Here is a 22,193-nt window from a genome sequence, read left to right as displayed (position 1 = left end):
CGGTCTGAGCCTTTCTAAGACTTAAACTACCGCATCGCGCTCTGGTTTAACGTTGGCTTGCGATATATAATAAATAGGGATCCCTATTAACACAATAATCAAGCCCGGCCAGGTAAACTCCGGTTTGTAGATGATCAGCAGCGTGCAAAATGCGAGACCCATTAAAATATAAATTATTGGCAACACGGGGTAGCCAAATGCTTTGTACGGACGTTCTGCGTTTGGCATTTTGCGCCTTAAAATGAAGATACCAATGATGGTAAGCACGTAAAATAGCACCACCACGAAGGAAATCATATCCAGCAGGTCGCCGTAACGGCCACTTAAACAGAGGATAGATGCTACAACTGCCTGTATCCACAACCCAAATTCCGGCACACCACTTTTGTTTAGTTCGCCTGTCTTTTTAAAGAACAAACCATCTTTAGCCATTGAATAATATACGCGCGAACCGGCCAATATCAACCCATTATTACAGCCAAAGGTGGAGATCATGATCATGATAGCGATAATTTTTGTACCGATATCGCCAAATATCACATGCGAAGCCGCAACAGCTACACGGTCTTTTTCGGCAGTAGCAATATCATGCAACGAAAGCACGCCGGTATAAACAACGTTAGCGGCCACATATATAAAGGTCACGATAAGTGTACCAAAGAATAAGCTTAATGCAACATCGCGTTTGGGGTTTTTCATTTCGCCGGCGATGAAAGTAACGTTGTTCCAGGCATCACTGCTGAAAATGGAACCAACCATGGCGATGGCTATGGCACCCAGAGCCGCGTTGATGGCGTAAGTGCTGTAATCGCCGGGAGTGCCGGCGATTGTCCCTATATCTAATTTGTGCATATCCCATGCATTGGTCCAGTTAGCGGTCCATATATCGCTTTTAAACGCCAGGAAGCCAAAGATAATAAGCCCGAAAAGACTTAGAAGTTTGGTCATGGTAAAAGTGGTTTGGATGATTTTGCCGCCCTTAACGCCTTTGGTATTGATAAAAGTTAGGAGGAATATCAATACGATGGAAACCAGTTGCGCGGCGCTTAAACTAAACGTGGGCTTTACCTCGCCCGGCTGTAAATAATGATTGTATGGAAATAACAGATGGTCTTCGCTGATGGGTTTATACAAATACGCCGCAAATTTGGAGAAGGCCACACCTACCGCTGCAATGGTGCCGGTTTGTATCACCGCGAAAAAACTCCAGCCGTATAAGAAAGCGATGAGTTTATTGTATGATTCTTTTAAGTAGATGTATTGCCCGCCTGCTTTTGGGAACATACCGCTTAGTTCGCCATAACTGAGGGCTGCGGTAAGGGTCATGAAACCGGTGATAAGCCAAACGGCTATGAGCCAGCCGGCCGAGCCTACGTTGCGGGTGATATCCGCGCTTACAATAAATATCCCCGAACCGATCATAGAGCCCGCTACCAGCATGGTGCCGTCAAGCAGGCTCAGTTCGTGCTTCATTTTAGGTTGTGAAGTGTCTGATGCCATTAATAGTTTAGTTTTAGTTCTCTAATCTATTCAAAAACTTTAAATTTTGACATTCTATTGTAAAGAAATTAATTTTACTATTTTGCACCAACCAATTATTTATGCGCCCTGCGCATTGTTTTAACCAGCACACTTATAAACTAAAATCGTATATGGATCTGAACAGTTACTTAATTTACTTAATTCCGGTATTTGGGCTCATCGGCATACTCGTTATGGCGATTAAATCGGCCTGGGTTACCAAACAGGAAACCGGCGATGCCTCAATGAACGAACTTGCCGGCTACATTGCCGATGGCGCAATGGCGTTTTTGCGTGCCGAGTGGAAAGTTTTGAGCTACTTTGTTGTAGTTGCAGGCTTATTATTGGCCTGGAGCGGCACTACCGTTGCTACTTCCAGCCCTGTTATCGCTATATCATTTTTGATAGGCGCTTTCTTATCTGCTTTTGCAGGCTATTTGGGTATGCGCATAGCTACCAAATCAAACGTACGTACTACACAAGCTGCTAAAACCAGTTTAGCGCAGGCACTGAAAGTGTCGTTTACAGGCGGTACGGTTATGGGCCTTGGCGTTGCAGGCCTCGCTATTATTGGCTTAGGGTCGTTATTTATTGTTTTTTATACTATGTACGTAACCAGCGTACCTGGCGCGACCGTCAACGGCGAACACATGGCGAAAGCCCTCGACGTTTTGGCGGGTTTCTCTTTAGGTGCCGAATCTATCGCCCTGTTTGCTCGTGTAGGGGGCGGTATTTACACCAAAGCAGCCGACGTAGGTGCCGATTTGGTGGGTAAGGTTGAAGCTGGTATTCCCGAGGATGATGTGCGTAACCCTGCTACCATTGCCGATAACGTAGGTGATAATGTGGGTGATGTTGCAGGTATGGGTGCCGATCTTTTTGGCTCGTATGTAGCCACCATGCTGGCTACCATGGTTTTGGGCCGCGAAATTGTATCGAACGATGCTTTTGGTGGTATCGCGCCGGTTTTGTTGCCAATGGTGATTGCAGGCTTAGGCCTGATATTCTCTATCGTAGGCGCATCGCTGGTAAAAATTAAAAACGAAACAGACAGCGTACAAAAAGCGCTGAATATTGGGAACTGGTCGTCTATTGTGCTAACAGCTATTGCTACTTATTTTTTGGTACAGTGGATGTTGCCTAACGACAGTTTTTTTATGATACGTGATGAAATCAATCATACTACGCATGAGTTAAAGCCGGGCAGCCTTGTGTTCACCAAAAATGGTGTTTTTGGTTCCATTATGGTGGGCTTGGTTGTAGGTACGCTGATGTCGATCATTACCGAATACTACACCGCTATGGGCAAACGCCCCGTGATGAGCATCATCAGGCAATCGGCAACGGGGCATGCTACCAACATCATCGGCGGTTTGGCTGTGGGGATGGAATCAACCGTGTTGCCAATTTTGGTATTGGCTGCCGGTATTTACGGTTCTTACTTTTTTGCAGGCCTGTATGGTGTGGCTATCGCCGCAGCCGGTATGATGGCCACTACAGCTATGCAATTGGCTATAGACGCATTTGGACCTATAGCGGATAATGCTGGTGGTATTGCCGAGATGAGCCGCTTACCCGAAGAAGTTCGTGGCCGTACCGATAACCTGGATGCTGTAGGTAACACTACTGCTGCTACGGGTAAGGGTTTCGCTATTGCTTCTGCAGCATTAACATCACTGGCTTTATTTGCCGCCTTTGTGGGTGTTGCGGGCATCGAGCATATTGATATTTACAAAGCCAATGTTTTGGCAGGCTTATTTGTGGGTGGGATGATCCCGTTCATATTCTCGGCATTGTGTATTTCGGCAGTGGGCCGCGCGGCAATGGCCATGGTAGAAGAGGTAAGGCGCCAGTTCCGCGAGATACCGGGTATTATGGAGTACAAGGCACGCCCCGAGTACGAAAAATGCGTGGAGATCTCCACCAAGGCATCTATCCGCGAGATGGTTGCACCTGGACTTATCGCTTTAATTACGCCAATTGTTATCGGCTTCATCTTCGGTCCTGAGGTATTGGGCGGCTTATTGGCCGGTGTTACCGTAAGTGGCGTGTTAATGGGGATCTTCCAGAGCAATGCCGGTGGCGCATGGGATAACGCTAAAAAGTCTTTCGAGAAAGGTGTAGAGATAAACGGCGAGATCTATTACAAAAAATCAGAACCGCATAAGGCATCTGTAACCGGCGATACCGTAGGCGATCCGTTTAAAGATACTTCGGGCCCATCCATGAACATCCTGATCAAACTGATGTCTATCGTTTCCCTGGTTATCGCACCGCATTTAAACAGCGCCGATAACACCAGCAAAATGATGCAGAAACAAGAGAAAGTACAATCGATGAATGTGCATGTAGTGCATGTGGATAAGAAGTTGTAATTGAAATTTAGAATATTGGAGAGCCCCGACGAAAGTTGGGGCTTTTTTTTATGGGGACAGGGGATGCTTGCGGTAGCCAAAGCATGACGTGTGACTTGCTTAATTAAAACACAATTTTCGATTTTTAACTACGTATATTGGGAAATTTGCGAGTTTAGCTGCACCTTAAAATCTTAATGAACGTAGCAGATGCGAAAGACATTTACCCTAACTTTTATCGTACTCATCACTATCGCCTTAACTTATGCTTTAGCCCATTATATGAAGATGGACAGCTTTGCATTTGCCTGGGCTCTTAATTTCCTGTTGATGGCATGCGTGCTCAACTTTACCGAGGCATTAAAAGAGCAACTCGTTTCCCGTTATTACGACGAACAGACATGGGAACGGGGAGGGAAAATATATCAGTCGCTCGGAGTAAACTTTTACAGAAAATTATTGGTTTGGATAGGCTGGGAAAAACTAAACAAAAAATCGAACCCGGTAGAAAAAAATACCGAAGCTTTAATACACCTGCATAACCGGACAAAAAAATCTGAATTGGGGCATCTTCTCATTTTGATCATTGTGTTAGGGTTTAATATTTTCGTGGCTTTTAAATTTGGGATACTCCAATCGCTGTGGTTGTTGGGGTTGAATATATTATTCAATCTTTATCCCATTTTACTGCAACGGTACAACCGCCCACGGATTGTAAGAGCCGTAAAGATTAGTGAACGAAGGTGAAATTTAAGAACAACGAAGGTTACCGAAGATGATTATCAGCATTTGCGCAGCCTTAAACATGTTTTGTTTTTTGAGCGATATCGGTAAATTTATATACTATGCAAAGGAGAACTACTTTAGCTGTACTCTACATTCTGTCACTCTACGATATTTACCTCTACTTACCGGATACCCTCGGGCTGTTGAACATTGACTTTTACCCGCCCGACCCGGATATACTCACTTACATTGATGCCGCTATGATGTTGATAGGAGGGGTTGTATTGGGAATAATTCTGTTGAGGATGGGCGGAAAGTTTAACGGATTTTTGGGCGTGTTGATGATACTGATGAACGTGGTGCTAACGCCATGGTTTTTGTTTAAAGCATTGCCATGAAATTGGGGCTTTGCGGTGAGGAACCGCAAAAGGGGGAGAGTAAATTCTTTTCCGCCCACCCCGATTGCGGTGTCCTCACCGCAACATGCTCGCCGCCATACAAGCGATAGGGATTGAAGTGGAAACCCCGGAATGGAGCGCAGCTTCTATCAGCGGCGCGGAATGAGGAGTTGCAACGTAAAGCCCGGGCCGCAGGCATCGCACTTGTTGAATAAAAGACAGAGAGAGGAAAGATAAATGACAGGAAGAAAGTTGCACCAAGTTTCCTGATTACCAAGTTTTTCAAACTTTATCTTTCATCTCAAAATTCTTCGTCTTTTCCTCCCCTCAAATGCATTTCCTTCAACTTTTAATTCTGTTTACACCAAGCATACTGTTGTTACATTCTGCTCTTTATCTTTTCAATAAATTTAAGTACGTTTGGGCTACACGATTTTAACTATTACTGATCTTACTAAAAAATTAAAATGAAGTTATTTATCAAGAAACCGATAGCGCAGTTAATGGCGGCATCGGCGGAGTCGGAGAAAACATTAAAACGAACGTTAGGTGTTGGTTCGCTTATTGCGCTGGGTATTGGCGCTATTATAGGCGCGGGTATATTTGTGCGTACAGCTGCCGCAGCAGGTGAACACGCTGGCCCTGCAGTAACCATATCCTTTTTAATTGCAGCCGCGGGTTGCGCGCTGGCAGGCTTATGCTACGCGGAATTTGCCAGTATGATACCTATCGCAGGTTCGGCCTATACCTATTCCTATGCCACCATGGGCGAGTTCATCGCCTGGATCATCGGCTGGGATCTGGTGCTGGAGTACGCTTTGGGTGCTGCAACAGTATCTATAGGCTGGTCGCAGTACTTTAACGAGTTTTTGCACACATTCTTTAATGTGCATATACCGTTCATATGGTCGCACTCACCACTCGAAATTTCTAATACAACTACCGGTATGTATGCTGCCGAATTAGGCCAGCATGGGTATGTTAACCTGCCTGCTATCTTTATTTTACTGATGCTTACCCTGTTGCTTATCCGTGGTACTGCGGAATCTGCTGTGGTAAATAACGTTATCGTGGTAATAAAAGTAGCCATCGTATTAATGATCATTGGTTTTGGCTGGCACTTCATTAACCCTGCATTACACACCCCTTACATGATCCCTGCTGATGCGGGTACTATTAAAGTAAGCGCTGGTACGGTTAACTATGCAGACACCTTTAACCATGGCTGGCTGGGCGTACTACGTGGTGCAAGCGTGGTATTCTTCGCGTTCATCGGCTTTGATGCGGTATCTACCGCTGCACAGGAAGCTAAAAATCCGCAGCGCGATATGCCAAAAGGTATTTTGATCTCCCTGGCTATCTGTACCGGTTTATACATCTTATTCTCTCACGTACTTACCGGTTTGGTATCGTACAAAGAGTTCCTTATCCAGGGTAAAGAAGCTTCTGTTAGTTATGCTATTAAAGCGGCAATGCCTGGTTATGGCTGGTTGGCATCGTTTGTAACAGTATCTATCCTGGCTGGTTTCTCTTCGGTTATCCTGGTGATGCTGATGGGCCAAACCCGTGTGTTCTACACCATGAGCGTTGATGGCCTGATCCCTAAAGTATTTTCTAAATTACACCCTAAACACCGCACACCATACAAATCTCAATGGTTGTTCTTCGTGTTCGTATCGCTATTTGCAGGTTTCATTCCTGATAAGTATGTAGGCGACATGGTAAGTATCGGTACTTTATTCGCATTCGTGCTGGTATGTTTGGGTATCTTCATCCTGCGCCGTACCGATCCTGATTTGGTTCGTCCGTTTAAAACACCATGGTATATGGTAGTTTGCCCGCTGGGTGCCGCTATCTGCTTGTGTATGATAGCAAGCGAAGGCTGGGAAAACTGGGCGCGTTTAATTGTTTGGTTACTGATAGGTTTCATAATCTACTTTACCTACAGCATCAAACGCTCTCACGTTCGTAAAGGTGTTGTAGAGCCGGCTAACGACCCTATCAACCCAAAATATGTTGAATAATTAAGCATAAAACTTATAAAACAAAAAAGGTTCTGTTAACGCAGAACCTTTTTTGTTTTCAACCCTTTTGTAGCAGATGAAGGCCAATAAAACCCTTTGGGTGCTTGTTTTTATTTCGGTGATCAATTCCATGGGCTTTGGCATTATTGTGCCGCTGCTGTATTCCTATGGGAAAAAATTCGGGGTTACCGAGCAAACTATTGGCTTGCTTACAGCGGCGTTTTCCATCGCCCAGTTTTTTGCTACGCCGGTGCTGGGTTCGCTGTCTGATCGGTTTGGGCGAAAGCCCTTGTTAGCCATTAGCCTGGTAGGCACGTGCGCGTCGTTCATCATGTTTGGCTTTGCAAATAGTATTGTAATGCTCTTTGCAGCGCGGGTGTTGGATGGCATCACGGGTGGCAATATCTCTGTGGCGCAGGCTATGGTAACTGATATTTCTTCGCCAAAAGAGCGCGCCAAAAACTTTGGGATACTGGGTTCGGCATTTGGGTTTGGTTTTGTGATAGGGCCGGCTGTTGGTGGCCTGCTCAGTAATTTTGGTGAGAAGGTGCCTTTCTTCTTCGCAGCGGGGATAGCTATGGTAGGTGTGTTGCTCACCGTTTTTCTTTTAGAAGAAACCAATAAGAAGACGAAAGATGGGAAGAGTAAGGATAAAGGAGATAACTTCAACTTTATCTCTTTAATAACCGTAATGAAGAAGCCGGTAATTGGCACCGCGGTATTCGTTGGCTTTTTGCTGACGATGGCGCAGTTCACCATGATCATCGGTTTTCAAACTTTTACGGTAGATGTTTTGAAGATTAACCCCACCAAGATCGGGTTGATGTACGCTGGTTTCGGTGTAACCGGGATCCTGATGCAACTTGCCGTGCCGCTCATCAAAAAACTCATCACATCTCAGGCTTTGATCCTGATGCTCTCTACCCTCGTATGCCTGGGTATGATGATCCTAACCGGCTTCGCTACGGGTATAGTTCTGTTTGCCATTGGCATGGGCTTATACGGTTTGTTTAACGGCTTGCGCAACCCCATGCTCAACGCCATCATTGCCGACCATAATAACGACTCCGAAAAAGGGGAGGTGATGGGCATAAATCAGTCGTACGCCTCTATTGGACAGACCCTTGGCCCGGTTACCGCGGGTTTAATTACGGCTATATCGGTACATAGTGTCTTCTTTTTATCGGCGTTATATATTTTAATTGCATTTTTGTTCAGTATTCGCTTAAAGTCGAGAGAATAAAAACCGAACGCTCATGCCACACTTCATTTTTAAAGAGATCTTGTCGGTAACGATGATCCTCTTTGCCATTATTGATATCCTTGGCGCTATCCCCGTTATCATCCAGTTAAGGCAGCGTTCTGGCCATATCGAATCGGAGAAGGCAAGCATAGCGGTATTGGTGCTCATGATCGCGTTTCTATTTGTGGGTGATGAGTTGCTTGCCATCATCGGGCTGGACATTTCCTCCTTCGCCATAGCGGGTTCTATCGTCATATTCATCATCGCGCTGGAGATGGTGTTGGGCGTCGACTTTTTTAAGGAGGAGGTGCCCGAGTCGGTATCTATCGTTCCGCTGGCATTCCCGCTCATAGCCGGCGCCGGCACCATGACCACGCTGCTTTCCCTCAAATCGCAATATCAAACCCAAAATATCATAGTAGGTATTATTGTAAACACGCTGTTTGTTTACCTGGTGCTCAAAAACGTGCAATGGCTGGAGCGCCTCTTCGGCAAAACTGGTCTGCATATTCTGCGAAAGGCGTTTGGTGTAATATTATTGGCTATCGCGATAAAGTTGTTTAGGAGTAATTCGGGGCTGTAGTGGGAGCTCCCAAGGGGGAGCTTTTGATAAATTAAGTTAAAAGAACATGCTGTTTGACGATACCCTAATAAAAGATTTTTGGCAATGGTTCGAATCTGTTTCGAAAGACCTGTTGAATTACGCGGATAATAAAAAAATTATCGATGAATTAGACGTACGAACCGCTCAACTCGGGCGGTTCGACTGGGAAATTGGCCCTTTAGGTGAAGCAACGTATTTTGCGATATCGCCCAATTTAAACCCGGAAAAGCTGATGCTGACTCAAAAAATAATTGATTTAGCGCCAACGCTTAGCCAATGGATTTTTTTGCCATCCAAACCAGCAAAACACGACTGGAAGGGTATTTTTAAAATGAAGAATCAATGGGGCAAGGAGATATTGGTTGATTGCAGTTCATGGCAATACATTCTATACCAATTCGAAGATAATACTTTTGATGCCGATGTTTTAATTTCAGGAGTTGACGGCGATAATGATACGCGTAATATGGCTGTCGATATTGCAATCACGGGTTATTTAGGGGAGGAGTACTTTCTTCAAACTATACAAAATGTTAAGGTATTAGAATCGTTCTATCCCCAAAATTTCGGCACGGCGACCTCGCTTCAACATTTGAAGAAACATATCGAATCAGTGGACAGGAAGAAACAATATTAATCACAAATGATTTTACTCGCCCTTATTCTTATTCTCTCCGTTGCTATGTTTCTGGCCATGCTGATTGCTTCGGCTGTGAAGAAGATGCTGGTACGGTCGCAAAACAAGTATACCAATGGGTTAAGCATTTTTACATTTGTCTTTAGCTTTATCGTTATCTTTTGCGCGGCTTGCCTGCTTATTGTTTACTATATGGGAGCGGCCAAATGAGACAATTTGAAGATTTGAAAATGAGGCAATTTGAATATTCCTGCTCCTTATCTTCAAATTATCAAATCAACAAATCATTCTTATTCGCTCCTCAAACTTTTCACCGGGTTGGCCAATGCAGCTTTAACGGTTTGTACGCTGATGAGCACTGCCGTAACTATGGTTAAAGCCAGCACCGCAATAACAAAGGGCAAAGGTGTAAGGCTGATCTTATAAGCGTAGTTATCCAGCCAATGCTGCATTAGGTAATAAGCCAGCGGACAAGCAACTAAACCAGCGATAACCACGGTGCCCAAAAAGTCTTTCATAAACAGTATCATCACATGATTTACCGAAGACCCTAGCACTTTACGGATGCCAATTTCTTTGGTGCGTTTTTGAACGCTTAACGAGATTAGGCCCAACACACCCAGCAGCACAATGATGATAGCAAGGCCCGTTGCCAGGTAGGCGGCTTGCTTTAACTGCAGTTCGGTTTTGTACATTTTGGCGAGGGCATCGTCCATAAAATTGTATTCGAATGGTGCGCCGGGCATTACCTCGGCCCATTTCTTTTGGAGAATTTCCAAGCTGTTTTGGATATTGTCCGGCCGGAGTTTAACGGAGAAATAACGGTAAAAAGTGGTTTGATTTACATTGTAGAAGGTAACGGGCTGTATTTTTCCCTGCATCGACCCTAACTGAAAATCGGCTACTACGCCGCAGATGGATAGTGGGTCGGGGCTGCCTATGGCTTTGAACTGCTTCCCAATGGCATCCTTTGGATTGGTAAAGCCAAGCGCTTTAGCCTGTGTTTCGTTAATAACCACTTTGGCCGAATCGGCCTGCACGTATTGCGGCATGAAAAATTGGCCGGCTTTTATCTTTAATCCGTAGGTGGCGGCATATTGGTTATCTGCCATCAATGTTTGCGATGAAAAGCCTGCTGCCGAATCAGCATCTATTTTAGTGGCTCTAAAACTTCCACCGTTGTTGCCATCGGGTATTTCCCACGATAAGGCTACTGAACGTACCTGTGGCAATTGCGCCAGCCGATATTTGATGCCTTCCATTTTTTGCACACCCGGTTTGCTCCAATCGCGTGGTAGTTGGGCGTACACTACGTAATCTTTATCGTAGCCCAAACTTTTGCCAAAGAACAGGTTGATCTGTTTGGAAACCACAATAGCGCTAATGAGTACCACAGCAGCCGTAGCAAACTGGAAGGCTATAAGCGCCTTGCGGAAGATCACGTTGTCCTTCACCTGGTTCAGTTTGCCTTTAAGCGAGTCTACCGATTTAAGCGATGATAATACCAACGCCGGGTACAGGCCGGCAATAAGGCCTATAACCAATGCCAATGCAAAAGGCAGCAGGTAAAAATAGAGCGGGAATGAAAATAAGCCTTTAATATTGGTAGCCAATAGGTCGGCAAAATACGGCCTGCCCAGGGCATAAATACCTAAAGCAACAACCGTTGCAATAAACACCATTAGTACCGATTCGGTAAGGAATTGCCAGATGAGCTGTTTCCTTAACCCGCCCAACACCTTGCGGATGCCCATCTCCTTCATGCGTTGCGAGGAGCGGCTGATGCAGATGTTTACAAAGTTGATAACCGCCATCAGCAAAATAAACAGCGCGATAAATGATAACGTGTAAAGCATCTTTTTAACCAGTCCGTTGTTATTCTCCAAATAATACTTAGACAGAGGGACGAGGTAGGGTGTAAGATTGGCGCTAATTTGCTCAGGAGCGTTCTTTTTCATGAGGCTGAGCATTGGGCCGTTAAGCGCTTCGGCTTTTACGCCGGGGCGAAGTTCTACCAGGCCAACAACAACGGTATTATTCCAGCCGTCTAAACTCCTGCCCATAAACTTGGCAGCAGCGCCGGGTAAAAAGAAGGTACTGTTACTTTGCTCAATTACGTTGGTTACCGAGTTTTTGCTCAGTTTATCCAGTACACCCTGTACCACAAAATCGTGCTTATCGCCTTTAAAATTTTCAATGCTCAGGGTTTCGCCTATCACATCGGTTTTACCGAAATATTTGATAGCCCTGTCTTCGGTTATCACAACCGAAAATGGGTTGTTGAGCGCGGTGCCGACGTCGCCATGCAGTAGTTTAAAACCGTAGGTGACTAAGAAGGTGCTGTCGCCCACCTGCAGACTTTCCCTGAAATGTTTATCGCCTTTTGACACATTGGAGCTTACGCCATCCCAATGGTAATAATTGGCCACCAATGTTGGGTATTCATCCTTCAGTGCCTTGGGCATAGGTGCCAGCGCCTGCAACGCGTAGCCCATGTTTGGGTCTCTCCATTTACTTTGGATGATGTACTGGTTTTCGGCGTTCTTCAAATCTGAATTGACGCTTGCTTCGTGCCAAACATAGGAGCCAACCAGCATGGTAAAAGCAATGCCTACCGACAGCCCGAATATATTAATAAGGGAGAAAAGCTTGTGCTTTATAATGTTACGCCAGGCGATGATAAAGTAATTGTGCAGCATAGGTTGAAAGTTTAATACCCTAATGTAGGGAGGTAAAATGCAACAAATGAAAAGATTAACATATTTTAACACCCCCTTAAAACTTAGGCGTGATGGGGGGCGAATCAAGCTCTACGTAAGTTGTTGATTGATTAGTGCGCTGTTAGGAGCGGGTAGTAAATTATGCTAAGCCTGTGGATGTTCATTTCTTTTGACACCAAAAGAAACGAACCAAAGAAAAGTGCCGGCCACGTCCCGTTCTATGAAAGTTAGTGATTGATCAGAGCCTTTGCTAACCGAACGTTACTGATGCCGGTTTTTTGGTGTTGCTGGGTTCGTCTGAACTGTACGTATTGTGGTGGTTAACTCAGCTCTTCAAAAGCTCCCCCTTCAGGGGGGTGGGGGGCTGGCGCTTTGCCTATCAGCCTTGCAACAAACATGGTATCTGCTTTACGCTCATAGCCTTTTAGTACCTGCATTTCTTCGAGCTTTAAGCCTAAATGTTTCACCATAAAATCCACAGCGTCCTCGTTCTCGGCTTTAAAGGCAGAGCAGGTAATGTAGATAATTGGCTTGCCAGGTTTAAGGTGTTTCACCACATTGGTGATGATGCTTTGCTGCAGGCGTTTAAAGAAATCGGCTTTGTGGATATCAAACTGGCTGATCATCTCCGGGGTGCGCCCCCAGGTGCCCGAGCCGCTGCATGGCGCGTCTAATATAATACCGTCGAACGCGTACTGGTATAAAAGCTGCTCGTTGTTCTCGGTAAGGTCCATCAGTTTCTTTTGGTACTTACGTAAGCCCGCCTGCTGAAAACGCTCATCTAAATTAGACAGGATAGATTCGCGGATATCTGACACGACCAGTTTTATATCCGGCTGCAGGCTATGCAACAGCAGCGATTTACCGCCCGAAGCCGCGCAAGCATCCCACCAGCTATCCCATTTTTGCGGCTTAAAGTAATTGGCGGTTTGCTGGGACGAATAATCCTGTACCTCATACCAATGCTGCTTGGCAAAAATGGTTTCTAAACGTGTGCCGTTGGGTAACGATAAGCATCCGTTACCCTCATCCTTAAATATTACTGACGCCTTAGTTAACTCGGCCTTCACCTGTGCCTCAAAACCTTTAGCCATCCGGATATACAGATCGGGCTGCACAAAAAATGATTTTAAGTAAGCGTCTTTGTCGATTCCTGCCGATAGCTGCGAAGTCCACGGAAATACGTCCTCCAGTTTAAAATCGGGGTGGGAGGTTTTTACAAGATTTATCTTTTCATCAATACCAAAGCTTATGCAGGCCGCCCATTCAGGTTTAAAATGCTGCAGAAAAGAGTTGGTTTGTGTGTTGCACAAAAATTCGGCAACCATTAGGCGGTCCTCGGTAGGGGTGTTGTAAAGCGCCTTGCCTAAACGGAAGTAGTTGTATATTAAACGGCCCGCAACCTTACGATCGGTGCTGCCCATTTGTTTGTTTTGCCTGTAAAAGCCGGGGAGAAATTTGCCTAAAGGTGTATCTGCCGGGTAATCACCCAAAATGCGCTGAAATGTTTTAAGCTGATTTATGGCCTTCATTGCACGGGTTTAAGTTCAAAGTTTTCGTATCGAAGGATATTCACATGCGTATTTATCCAGCCTTGTCCTGGTTTCTTTTCAAAGTGGAAGCTGTTGTGCAGCCCGGTAAAATCGTTCTGCTCCACACGGCGATAGCTATCATCATCGCGGGCCAAAAGCTGCCCAAAGTAAAGGCCTTCATCAAAGCCTTTTATGGCGAAATCGGTAGGGTCTGTACGGTATACTCTGCGGTACATGCGAATAAATGCATTGGTCTCGGGCGATTTATAGTCCACCTTATCGGTACTGGTAATATGCGTTTTAAGTCGCTGAAGCAGGTTAGCTTTTAAAAAGGCAAACTTTTCCCAATTAGGATGCCCAAACACCGTAACCGGAAATTTCCTCGATAAAGTATCCAATGATTTTAAGGTCACCATTAAAAACGCCTGTTTGGTTGAAGGAACTAAAAAAACACTTTGCTCCTTATTGTTTAATTGCGCTACTAATGGAGTAAGGTTGCCACGCACAACGGTGAATGGAACCACCTGTATCTTGCGTTTACTCAAACTATCAATAGTGCGTTTGAAAGGGGCGGTGTAAAGTTTCTCATCACTAAAGCCGGAGTTGAGGATGTAAACCTTCTTGGGTTTCAGTTTTGTGACGATGTAAGTCGCAGCACTTTTGGCATGGTACTCCAACGGCGGTGTCATGGTAACCAGGTTTTGGTTATTGAACAGCGTGGGCGAAGCCGGCGATAACGGCGATACAAGAGGCTTGCGCGAATATTGAAACATCGCCGCGAAAAGCCTGATATCCTCCGGGAAGATCGGCCCGACGATCAGGTCGCCATTTTTTACCTGCGGGTTTAACCCGAGGCTGTGGATGGCGGCGTCATCCTTACTATCGTAAACCTGGAGTTTAAAGTTGGCGCCGTCGGTGGCAACAGAATCCAGCGCTAATTTAAAGCCCTGGTAATATTCTACCGACATATTCGCCTTTTTTAGATCGGCAGAACTGTAGCTTTGCCCGGGAGCAAGCTTATCCAAACTCAAAGGTAAAATAAGCGACACTACCGAGGATTTAGCCTCTACGGGCTTTGGTTTAGCGGGCGCTTTCTCCGGTTTTGCAACCGGTTTTTCGGCTACGGGTTTGGTAGCAACGGGTACAGTACGCACTTTTGGCGAGCATGCGCCCACCAAAAGTGCTACTAATACAATAAACCACTTATTCCCACTCAATAGTGGCCGGTGGCTTCGAACTGATGTCATATACTACCCGGTTAATTCCTTTTACGTTGTTGATGATCTCGTTAGAGATCTTAGCCAGAAGGTTATACGGTAAGTGGCACCAATCTGCCGTCATTCCGTCTAACGATTCTACCGCGCGGAGGCAAATTACGTTCTCATAAGTGCGCTCATCGCCCATAACACCTACCGATTGTACCGGTAAGTAAATGGCGCCTGCCTGCCAAACTTGATCATAAACACCTGCCGACCGCAAATTGTTGATATAAATCGCATCAGCCTGTTGTAAAATATCAACTTTCTCGGGCGTAATATCGCCTAAGATTCTGATAGCCAGGCCAGGACCCGGGAAAGGGTGGCGGCCTAATATATTCGGGTCGATGCCTAAGGCTTTACCTACGCGGCGTACTTCATCTTTAAACAAGGTGTTTAAAGGTTCAACCACCTTCAGTTTCATAAAATCGGGCAAACCGCCAACGTTGTGGTGCGATTTGATGGTAGCTGATGGCCCTTTCACCGAAACCGATTCGATAACATCCGGGTAAATAGTACCCTGGCCCAGCCAGCTTACGCCCTGTACCTCGTGCGCGGCATCATCAAATACTTCGATGAACACACGGCCAATGGCTTTGCGTTTCTTCTCGGGGTCGGTTAAGCCTGCCAGTGCATCGTAAAAACGCTGCTTTGCATCAATGCCTTTTATGTTGAGCCCCATGTGCTGGTACGAATCCAAAACAGATTGGTATTCGTCCTTACGCAGCAGGCCGTTATCTACAAATATACAATGCAGGTTGGCACCGATGGCTTGGTGCAGCAATACCGCCGCAACCGATGAATCTACACCGCCTGATAATCCTAATACGACTTTATCATTGCCCAACTTAGCTTTCAGTTCGGCAATGGTAGTTTCGATGAACGAATCGGGCGTCCAATCCTGGCTGCATCCGCAAATGTCTACCAGAAAATTCTGCAGCAATTGCTTACCGTCGATACTGTGGGTTACCTCGGGGTGAAACTGAATGCCGTAAGTTTGCGTACCGGTTACCTGGTATGCCGCAACTTTTACGCTATCGGTGCTGGCAATGATCTCAAAATCACCCGCGATGGTAGCAATAGTATCCGCATGAGACATCCACACCTGCGATTCCTTTGGCACATCTTTAAACAAAGGGTTGCCCTGTTTAATGTAGTCTAAATTAGCACGGCCATATTCTCTTGTGCTGGAGGCTAAAACTTCGCCGCCATGGAAATGGGCAATGTATTGTGCACCATAGCAAACGCCTAAAATAGGGAGCGTTTTATGATGTTTTACAAATTCGAAATGTGGAGCATCTTCCTGCCGAACAGAATACGGACTGCCCGAAAGGATGATACCTTTTACACTTTCGTCAACTTCAGGAACTTTGTTAAAGGGGTGGATCTCGCAGTAGATGTTGAGTTCCCTGACACGGCGCGCGATAAGCTGGGTAAACTGCGAACCGAAGTCAAGAATGAGGATTTTTTCTTGCATGGGCAAAGATAGGTTTTTAAGGGGAATTTGAGAAGATTTCGAATGTCGAATTTTCGATTTCGAAATTTTTATAGTGATGCTTACCTTGCGAATCAAAAGCTCCCCCTTTAGGGGGCTGGAGGGTATGAGATTAGCCACATTCAACGACGTTCCTGTCTTACAGCTACTAATAGCCGACTCCGTAAGAGGGTTAAGCAGCGGTTATTACACCGATGCACAGATAGAAAGTGCAATCAAATACATTTTTGGTGTAGATAGCCAGCTGGTTACCGATGGTACCTATTACGTCGTAGAAAGAGACGGCGTTATTGCTGCCTGCGGCGGATGGAGCAAGCGCAACACCCTCTTCGGCGGCGACCAACATAAGGAGGCTGAAGATTCGCTACTCGACCCATCGACAGATGCCGCACGCATCCGCGCTTTTTTTGTACACCCCGATTTTGCCCGGCAAGGGATAGGCAGGCAACTGATAACCGCCTGCGAAGATGCCGCCCGCTCAAACGGGTTTACGGTAATGGAACTTGGCGCAACTTTGCCCGGCGTACCGCTTTACGAGGCACTTGGCTATATGGCTGTTGAACGCATAAACGAACCCTTGCCTGATGACGAGGTATTGGGTATTGTGAGAATGAGGAAGGTGCTTGTGTAAGATTTGACAACTTTTAAAAAGTTGTCAAATCTGAAAGTTTTATTCTCCCATTCCCGCCGGTACCGAATGCAAGGCTACCCGGTTTCCTTCGCTATCTATAAACACGGCCATGAAGCCGTATTCCGGCGAGATCTCTGTTTTGGGAACTACAATTTTACCGCCCGCGGCTTCTATCTTGTCTAAAGTGATCTGAACATCGGGGTTAGCGTTCAGGTAAACTACCGGGCCGCTTTCGGCAGATGGTTTATAAAAATCGCCGCTTTTGCAGATGGCACCACCTACATTTTCCATCGGGTTTTCGATAGGGAACATCCGCATCTCGAAGCCCGGCATCTCCATCGGGATCATCTCGATATCAAAAATAGTTTCGTAAAACTTTTGGGCACGGCTGATATCCTCTGCGGGTATCTCGAACCAGCTAACGGCATTTTTAAATATCATAATACAGGTTGGTTTTGTTGAAATAAATTTACGGGTTTTAATTGCCATAATGCAAACACAAGTGGTTTAATTTGATTCCACTAACCCACTAAAAACTCACCCCAATTCGCAACGCGTTATCCACCTTGCCGCCCTGGTTAAAGGCCATGCCGTACATTACGCGGATGCCGGTATTGGTTTGCAGCCCGAAACCCAGTTCGGTATAATGCTTTAAGGCTGGGGTGTACAAGTAATTCACATCGAAGATCTCCTGTAGTTTCAGCTTGCGGATCAACGGGATCTTATTGGTGATAAAGCCCGAGAAGTTATGCTCTAAATGCCCTTCTAAGTATTTATCGCCGGTGCTGTAGCGATAATAATCCAACAGCATAAAATGGTTGATGCCCGAATCGTAAAACAAAACGCGGTTACCCGAGAAATGTTTGTAATCGGTATAAAACAAACTGTTGGCGTTGAAGAATTTGCCAGCGCCTACGTAGAAACTTGTTTTGCCATAAAAGCCCATCGGGATATCTGATTTGGAAATATCTGCCGAAAGCAGGGTGTAATCCACATCCGAGCCTAATATGTTTTTAAATCCTTTGGTTACATTAAACCCAATAGTAGGATATTTGGATGGCAGGTAGCGACGGCCAGTTGGATAGGTTTCGTACTTGTTGCTGAAATCATACGAGGTGCGCAGGCTCAGTTTAAATGATTGGTTTTGCGGGAACAAAGGTGCATCTACAGCCGGGTTTAACGGGTTGTTAGAAGTAAATTCGTTTCCCTTTGGATGGAACAGACTATAATATGCCGTGTTGGGCAGCCAAATCCTGTCGGCCCATTCCATGCTTCCGCTGGCCAGCCAGCCGCCGCTGATGCGTGTGGATAGGCTCGCCGATACATATTGCTTTTGATAAAGCTTTTGAAAGTTCTCGCGGTTGAGCAAACTGTAAGCGGTGTTCATAAAACGGGTGATGGGCTGCCGGTTGTTCAAGTCCACCACATCCGAGCCGCCGTTGATATTGAAGGTAACCGGCCCGTTGGATAGCGTAATGCCGCCGCTGCCCGTGAAAATGTGGTTGGCAAAACCATAACCTGCCCGCCCGTATACCGAGTAATATTTGGTAGAAAGGAATCGGTTTAGACTATCTAAGCCCTTGGTGTAGGAAGCGCCGTAATCCAGCGCGAGGCCCTGTACGGTGTTGTAGTAAACCGAATTGATAATAGAGTTGAATTTATAATATTCGTTTTTGTATCGGTTACGGTGGTTATATCCGCTTAAAAGTAGTTTAGTAAAGCTTACTTTGTTGTTCTCTTTGTCGAGAGAGTCGAGGTAAGGCTTTGATTCCCGCTTGGCCGCCAGCACCGCTTTTTTGGTATAATCTGTCTTTTCTTCCAGCGTAAGCGGAATAGGGCGTTGCTGCTCCCAAAAGGCCGAATCTTTTTTATTTACGCCTTTGGTGATGCGCAATACTTCGGCAAATTGCTTTTTATCGAGGGTAGGGTTTATGTCGTAATCTTTATAGATGGATATAAAATATCCGCCGATACGGAAGCCGAACAGCCCGCCTGTAAACTCGAATTTGATAGAACTGGGCATCCAAACATCATTGCTCACCGGTACAAATTCCTGGTTCACTTTTAGCGTATCTACAAAGTTGATGTTCGATTTTTTAGTGATCGAAAGGCCGAGGCTTTGCAGTCGCCAGCTATCCTCCAGTATATAAATGTACCCGCTAAAACATGGATCATGTTCGCGCCGGGGAGTAACCTTTATTTTGTTAATGGTTTCGCCATTCTCTATCGAAATGCCCATCCACTGGTACCGATAATAAAAAAGTGCGTTATCCGCAATGGGCGATACCAGCGGGCGGTTGCTTAAGCCTTCCCAAACCTGGGTGTTCTCGTAAAAATTCACCCGAAGGTCTGATGCCCGGTTAAAACTGAATGCCCGGTTACTGCCCGATACTTTGGAAGAGATGATCTCCTCGTGAATATCATCCGGCCGCATAAAACTGAGTTTAGATTGCGACTCGGACAAGTAAACGATGCCCGTGCGGTTGCTGTCCAGCCCGGCCTCGCGGGTGGCCTTCTGCACATCAAACATTAAAAACTTTTTTGGTGCGGCCAGCAGCTTTTGCAGCCCTTTTATATACACTTCGGCGGTGTAGGAGTTTACGGCATTCAAATAACCTTTTCGCTTTTTAATGGCCTTGCGGATGATGGCGTATGCCGGGTCCTCGCTGCCTGCACGTACCGTTACTTCTTTTATCTGGTAATCCTCGTTCTTTAAAACAACGCTGATGCTTTGGCTGGTTTTCAACTCTACTTTACGGCTTTCCTGACGGTAACCAATGGCTTTAAACTGCAATTCGTATGTGCCGGTTTTTAGGTTGATGCTGTATTCGCCCTCGCTGTTTGCCGATGTACCTTTGGTGGTGTTTTTTATATAAACAGTAGCAAAGGGGATGGGCTTGCCGTCTTCGGCGGTTATTTTTCCGCTGATGGTGGCGTCCTGTGCCGATAATTTAAGCGAGAAAAATAAGATAAATGCAAGGAGGAGAGGTGATTTCATCAGGTAGGATAAAGTTTGTACTAAGATGGATGTTATATGCGAAAGATCTTAGACGCCTAATGTTAATTATTGTTAAAGCAAAAGGCATATTTAAGTTTGCCTTAAATATGCCTTTTGGGTGATGGCGGTGGGGACACCGCCAGTGGGGGTCTTATATCCAGGTTCCGGTGCGCTCACCGGAACTTTCAATGATCCACTATCCCAATATTCCCTCTATCTTTTGCAGTTCACCCGCAGAAAAATCAATATTATCCAGTGCTTTTAACGAGTCGGCTAACTGCTCAACTCTGCTGGCACCGATTAGCACCGACGTAACGCGCGCGTCTTTCAGCAACCAGGCTAATGCCATTTGCGCGAGGGTTTGGCCGCGTTGTACTGCTAAATCATTCAGGGCTTTTATTTTAGCGATAACCTCATCGGTTACCTGGTCGGTTTGTAAAAAGCCGGTTGATTTTGCCGCACGCGAATCCTCTGGAATACCGTGCAGGTATTTATTGGTTAGCAGGCCCTGCGCCAATGGCGAGAAAGGGATACAGCCTACGCCGTCTTTTTCCAGCACATCCAGCAAACCTGCCTCCGCGTCGCGAACGAACATGGAGTATTTGGGCTGATGGATAAGGCATGGTGTGCCTAATTGTTTCAGTATGGCTATCGCCTTATCAGCTTCTTCGGCGTTATAGTTGGAGATACCGGCGTATAAAGCCTTACCCTTGCGAACGATAAGATCCAGTGCCATCATGGTTTCTTCCAGCGGCGTGTCCGGATCCGGGCGATGGTGGTAAAATATGTCCACATAATCCAGATCCATGCGTTTAAGGCTTTGATCAAGACTGGAAACTAAATATTTTTTGGATCCCCATTCGCCGTAAGGGCCGTTCCACATATGGTAACCCGCCTTGGTAGAGATGATCATCTCATCGCGGTAGCCGGCAAAATCTTCTTTTAAAATGCTGCCAAAGTTTGTTTCGGCAGAGCCCGGAGGCGGGCCGTAGTTGTTAGCCAGGTCGAAATGGGTGATGCCGCTGTCAAATGCGAGATGCAGTATCTTGCGAAAATTCTCCATCACATCCACATGGCCGAAGTTATGCCAAAGACCAAGAGAGATGGCCGGTAATTTTATTCCGCTTTTACCGCAACGGCGGTATTGCATTTTATCGTAACGTTCTGCTGAGGGTTGGTAGGCCATGTTGTTTGGTTTATGGCGATAAAAATAGGATTTTTTGTCTGTCTGAACTCGAATTTTAGGGAATTTTTAGAATAGACAGAAATAGATAAATGGCGAGCAGGGGCTAATTCGATAAATTCCATAAATTCGTTCAAGTCAGCTCAGACAAACCACTATGCAGATCTTCGCAGAAACCGAACGCCTTATTTTACGTGAACTATTGCCCGCCGATGAGCACGGTATGTTTGAGCTGGACAGCGACCCCGATGTGCACCGCTACCTCGGCAACAAACCTATCACAACTACTCAGCAGGCGAGGGACATGATCGCTTACGTGCGGCAACAATATGTTACCGACGGCATAGGCCGCTGGGCGGTTATTGAAAAAGCAACAGGTGAGTTTACGGGTTGGGCCGGACTAAAGTTTATGACCGAAACCCGTAACGGGCACAGCAATTTTTACGATGTGGGTTACCGCTTCATCAAACGCTACTGGGGCAAGGGTTACGCTACCGAAGCAGCTATAGCATCGGTAAAATATGGCTTTGAGGTATTGAAACTAAAAGAAATGTACGGCATGGCCGATGTGGATAATATCGCGTCGAACAAAGCCCTGCAAAAAGCCGGGTTAAAGTTTGTGGAGGAGTTTGAGCATGATGGGGTGAAGCATAATTGGTATGTGATAACTCGCTATTCCAAATAATTTCGTTGCTCGGGCCGTATGGATATGCAAAATAAAAAATCCTGTCCTTGCGAGGAGCGATAGCGACGTGGCAACCTCAGCATACCCGCGTGCAAAGTAGCCAAGCGAAAAAACGTGCAGATCGGTAATGTCATATGAGGTTGCCGCGCTGCGCTCGCAATGACAATTCGAAATAATTTGGAGAGA

At 45.8% G+C, this 22,193-nt stretch carries 18 protein-coding genes; 10 read left to right on the top strand and 8 right to left on the bottom strand.

Annotation, left to right across the window (positions count from 1 at the left end):
* Positions 1-21 precede the first annotated feature (21 nt).
* Positions 22-1,500, bottom strand: a complete 1,479-nt coding sequence (locus ABIX36_RS14675; RefSeq protein WP_348082914.1) for an amino acid permease — start codon at positions 1,498-1,500, stop codon at positions 22-24.
* 152 nt (positions 1,501-1,652) lie between these two features.
* On the opposite strand from ABIX36_RS14675, the gene ABIX36_RS14670 reads away from it, so the two are divergent.
* From ABIX36_RS14670 to ABIX36_RS14635, 8 genes are all read left to right on the top strand, one after another.
* Positions 1,653-3,896: a sodium-translocating pyrophosphatase gene (locus ABIX36_RS14670; protein WP_348082913.1), complete on the top strand. Its 2,244-nt coding sequence runs from the start codon at positions 1,653-1,655 to the stop codon at positions 3,894-3,896.
* A gap of 189 nt (positions 3,897-4,085) precedes the next feature.
* Complete coding sequence (locus ABIX36_RS14665) at positions 4,086-4,622, top strand: hypothetical protein (protein ID WP_348082912.1); 537 nt, start codon at positions 4,086-4,088, stop codon at positions 4,620-4,622.
* 98 nt (positions 4,623-4,720) lie between these two features.
* The gene (locus ABIX36_RS14660) at positions 4,721-4,999 is read left to right on the top strand and encodes a hypothetical protein (protein WP_348082911.1); all 279 of its coding nucleotides are present in this window, start codon (positions 4,721-4,723) and stop codon (positions 4,997-4,999) included.
* A 467-nt stretch (positions 5,000-5,466) separates the two neighbouring features.
* Entirely contained in the window at positions 5,467-7,023 is a 1,557-nt protein-coding gene (locus tag ABIX36_RS14655; RefSeq protein WP_348082910.1) for an amino acid permease, read from the top strand.
* Between the two features lie 76 nt (positions 7,024-7,099).
* On the top strand, positions 7,100-8,266 hold the full coding sequence (locus ABIX36_RS14650) for an MFS transporter (protein WP_348082909.1): 1,167 nt from the start codon (positions 7,100-7,102) through the stop codon (positions 8,264-8,266).
* Positions 8,267-8,279: 13 nt separating this feature from the next.
* Complete coding sequence (locus ABIX36_RS14645; RefSeq protein WP_191188741.1) at positions 8,280-8,849, top strand: MarC family protein; 570 nt, start codon at positions 8,280-8,282, stop codon at positions 8,847-8,849.
* Positions 8,850-8,895: 46 nt separating this feature from the next.
* Positions 8,896-9,507, top strand: coding sequence for a hypothetical protein (locus ABIX36_RS14640; RefSeq protein WP_348082908.1), 612 nt, complete (start codon positions 8,896-8,898; stop codon positions 9,505-9,507).
* Between the two features lie 6 nt (positions 9,508-9,513).
* Positions 9,514-9,717, top strand: coding sequence for a hypothetical protein (locus tag ABIX36_RS14635; RefSeq protein WP_348082907.1), 204 nt, complete (start codon positions 9,514-9,516; stop codon positions 9,715-9,717).
* Positions 9,718-9,797: 80 nt separating this feature from the next.
* Here the strand turns inward: ABIX36_RS14635 and ABIX36_RS14630 are convergent, their stop codons facing one another.
* The 4 genes from ABIX36_RS14630 to guaA all read right to left on the bottom strand — a co-directional run bounded on the left by ABIX36_RS14630 (position 9,798) and on the right by guaA (position 16,492).
* Entirely contained in the window at positions 9,798-12,206 is a 2,409-nt protein-coding gene (locus ABIX36_RS14630) for an ABC transporter permease (protein WP_348082906.1), read from the bottom strand.
* A 341-nt stretch (positions 12,207-12,547) separates the two neighbouring features.
* A complete protein-coding gene (locus ABIX36_RS14625; RefSeq protein ID WP_348082905.1) occupies positions 12,548-13,759 on the bottom strand; it encodes an RsmB/NOP family class I SAM-dependent RNA methyltransferase in 1,212 nt (403 codons plus the stop codon).
* Positions 13,756-15,006: an ABC transporter substrate-binding protein gene (locus ABIX36_RS14620; protein ID WP_348082904.1), complete on the bottom strand. Its 1,251-nt coding sequence runs from the start codon at positions 15,004-15,006 to the stop codon at positions 13,756-13,758. Before ABIX36_RS14620 ends, ABIX36_RS14625 begins: the two co-directional genes overlap by 4 nt.
* Positions 14,963-16,492 (bottom strand): glutamine-hydrolyzing GMP synthase, encoded by a 1,530-nt coding sequence (gene guaA, locus ABIX36_RS14615; protein ID WP_348082903.1) that lies wholly within the window; start codon positions 16,490-16,492, stop codon positions 14,963-14,965. The genes ABIX36_RS14620 and guaA overlap by 44 nt, the downstream gene beginning before the upstream one ends.
* Before the next feature lie 124 nt (positions 16,493-16,616).
* On the opposite strand from guaA, the gene ABIX36_RS14610 reads away from it, so the two are divergent.
* Complete coding sequence (locus tag ABIX36_RS14610; protein WP_348082902.1) at positions 16,617-17,141, top strand: GNAT family N-acetyltransferase; 525 nt, start codon at positions 16,617-16,619, stop codon at positions 17,139-17,141.
* A 39-nt stretch (positions 17,142-17,180) separates the two neighbouring features.
* On the opposite strand, the gene ABIX36_RS14605 is transcribed toward ABIX36_RS14610, so the two are convergent.
* From ABIX36_RS14605 to mgrA, 3 genes are all read right to left on the bottom strand, one after another.
* Positions 17,181-17,582 (bottom strand): VOC family protein, encoded by a 402-nt coding sequence (locus tag ABIX36_RS14605; RefSeq protein ID WP_348082901.1) that lies wholly within the window; start codon positions 17,580-17,582, stop codon positions 17,181-17,183.
* Positions 17,583-17,670: 88 nt separating this feature from the next.
* Positions 17,671-20,139, bottom strand: a complete 2,469-nt coding sequence (locus ABIX36_RS14600) for a DUF5686 and carboxypeptidase regulatory-like domain-containing protein (RefSeq protein WP_348082900.1) — start codon at positions 20,137-20,139, stop codon at positions 17,671-17,673.
* 196 nt (positions 20,140-20,335) lie between these two features.
* Positions 20,336-21,325, bottom strand: coding sequence for an L-glyceraldehyde 3-phosphate reductase (gene mgrA / locus ABIX36_RS14595; protein WP_348082899.1), 990 nt, complete (start codon positions 21,323-21,325; stop codon positions 20,336-20,338).
* Positions 21,326-21,479: 154 nt separating this feature from the next.
* Here mgrA and ABIX36_RS14590 point away from each other — a divergent pair, with 154 nt between their 5' ends.
* A complete protein-coding gene (locus ABIX36_RS14590) occupies positions 21,480-22,007 on the top strand; it encodes a GNAT family N-acetyltransferase (RefSeq protein ID WP_348082898.1) in 528 nt (175 codons plus the stop codon).
* Positions 22,008-22,193 lie beyond the last annotated feature (186 nt).

It is taken from the genome of Mucilaginibacter sp., from assembly GCF_039925265.1.
Classification (GTDB): Bacteria; Bacteroidota; Bacteroidia; order Sphingobacteriales; family Sphingobacteriaceae; genus Mucilaginibacter.
Note: the sequence above shows the minus strand (reverse complement) of the source record. Positions and strands in the feature narration are given on the sequence as shown.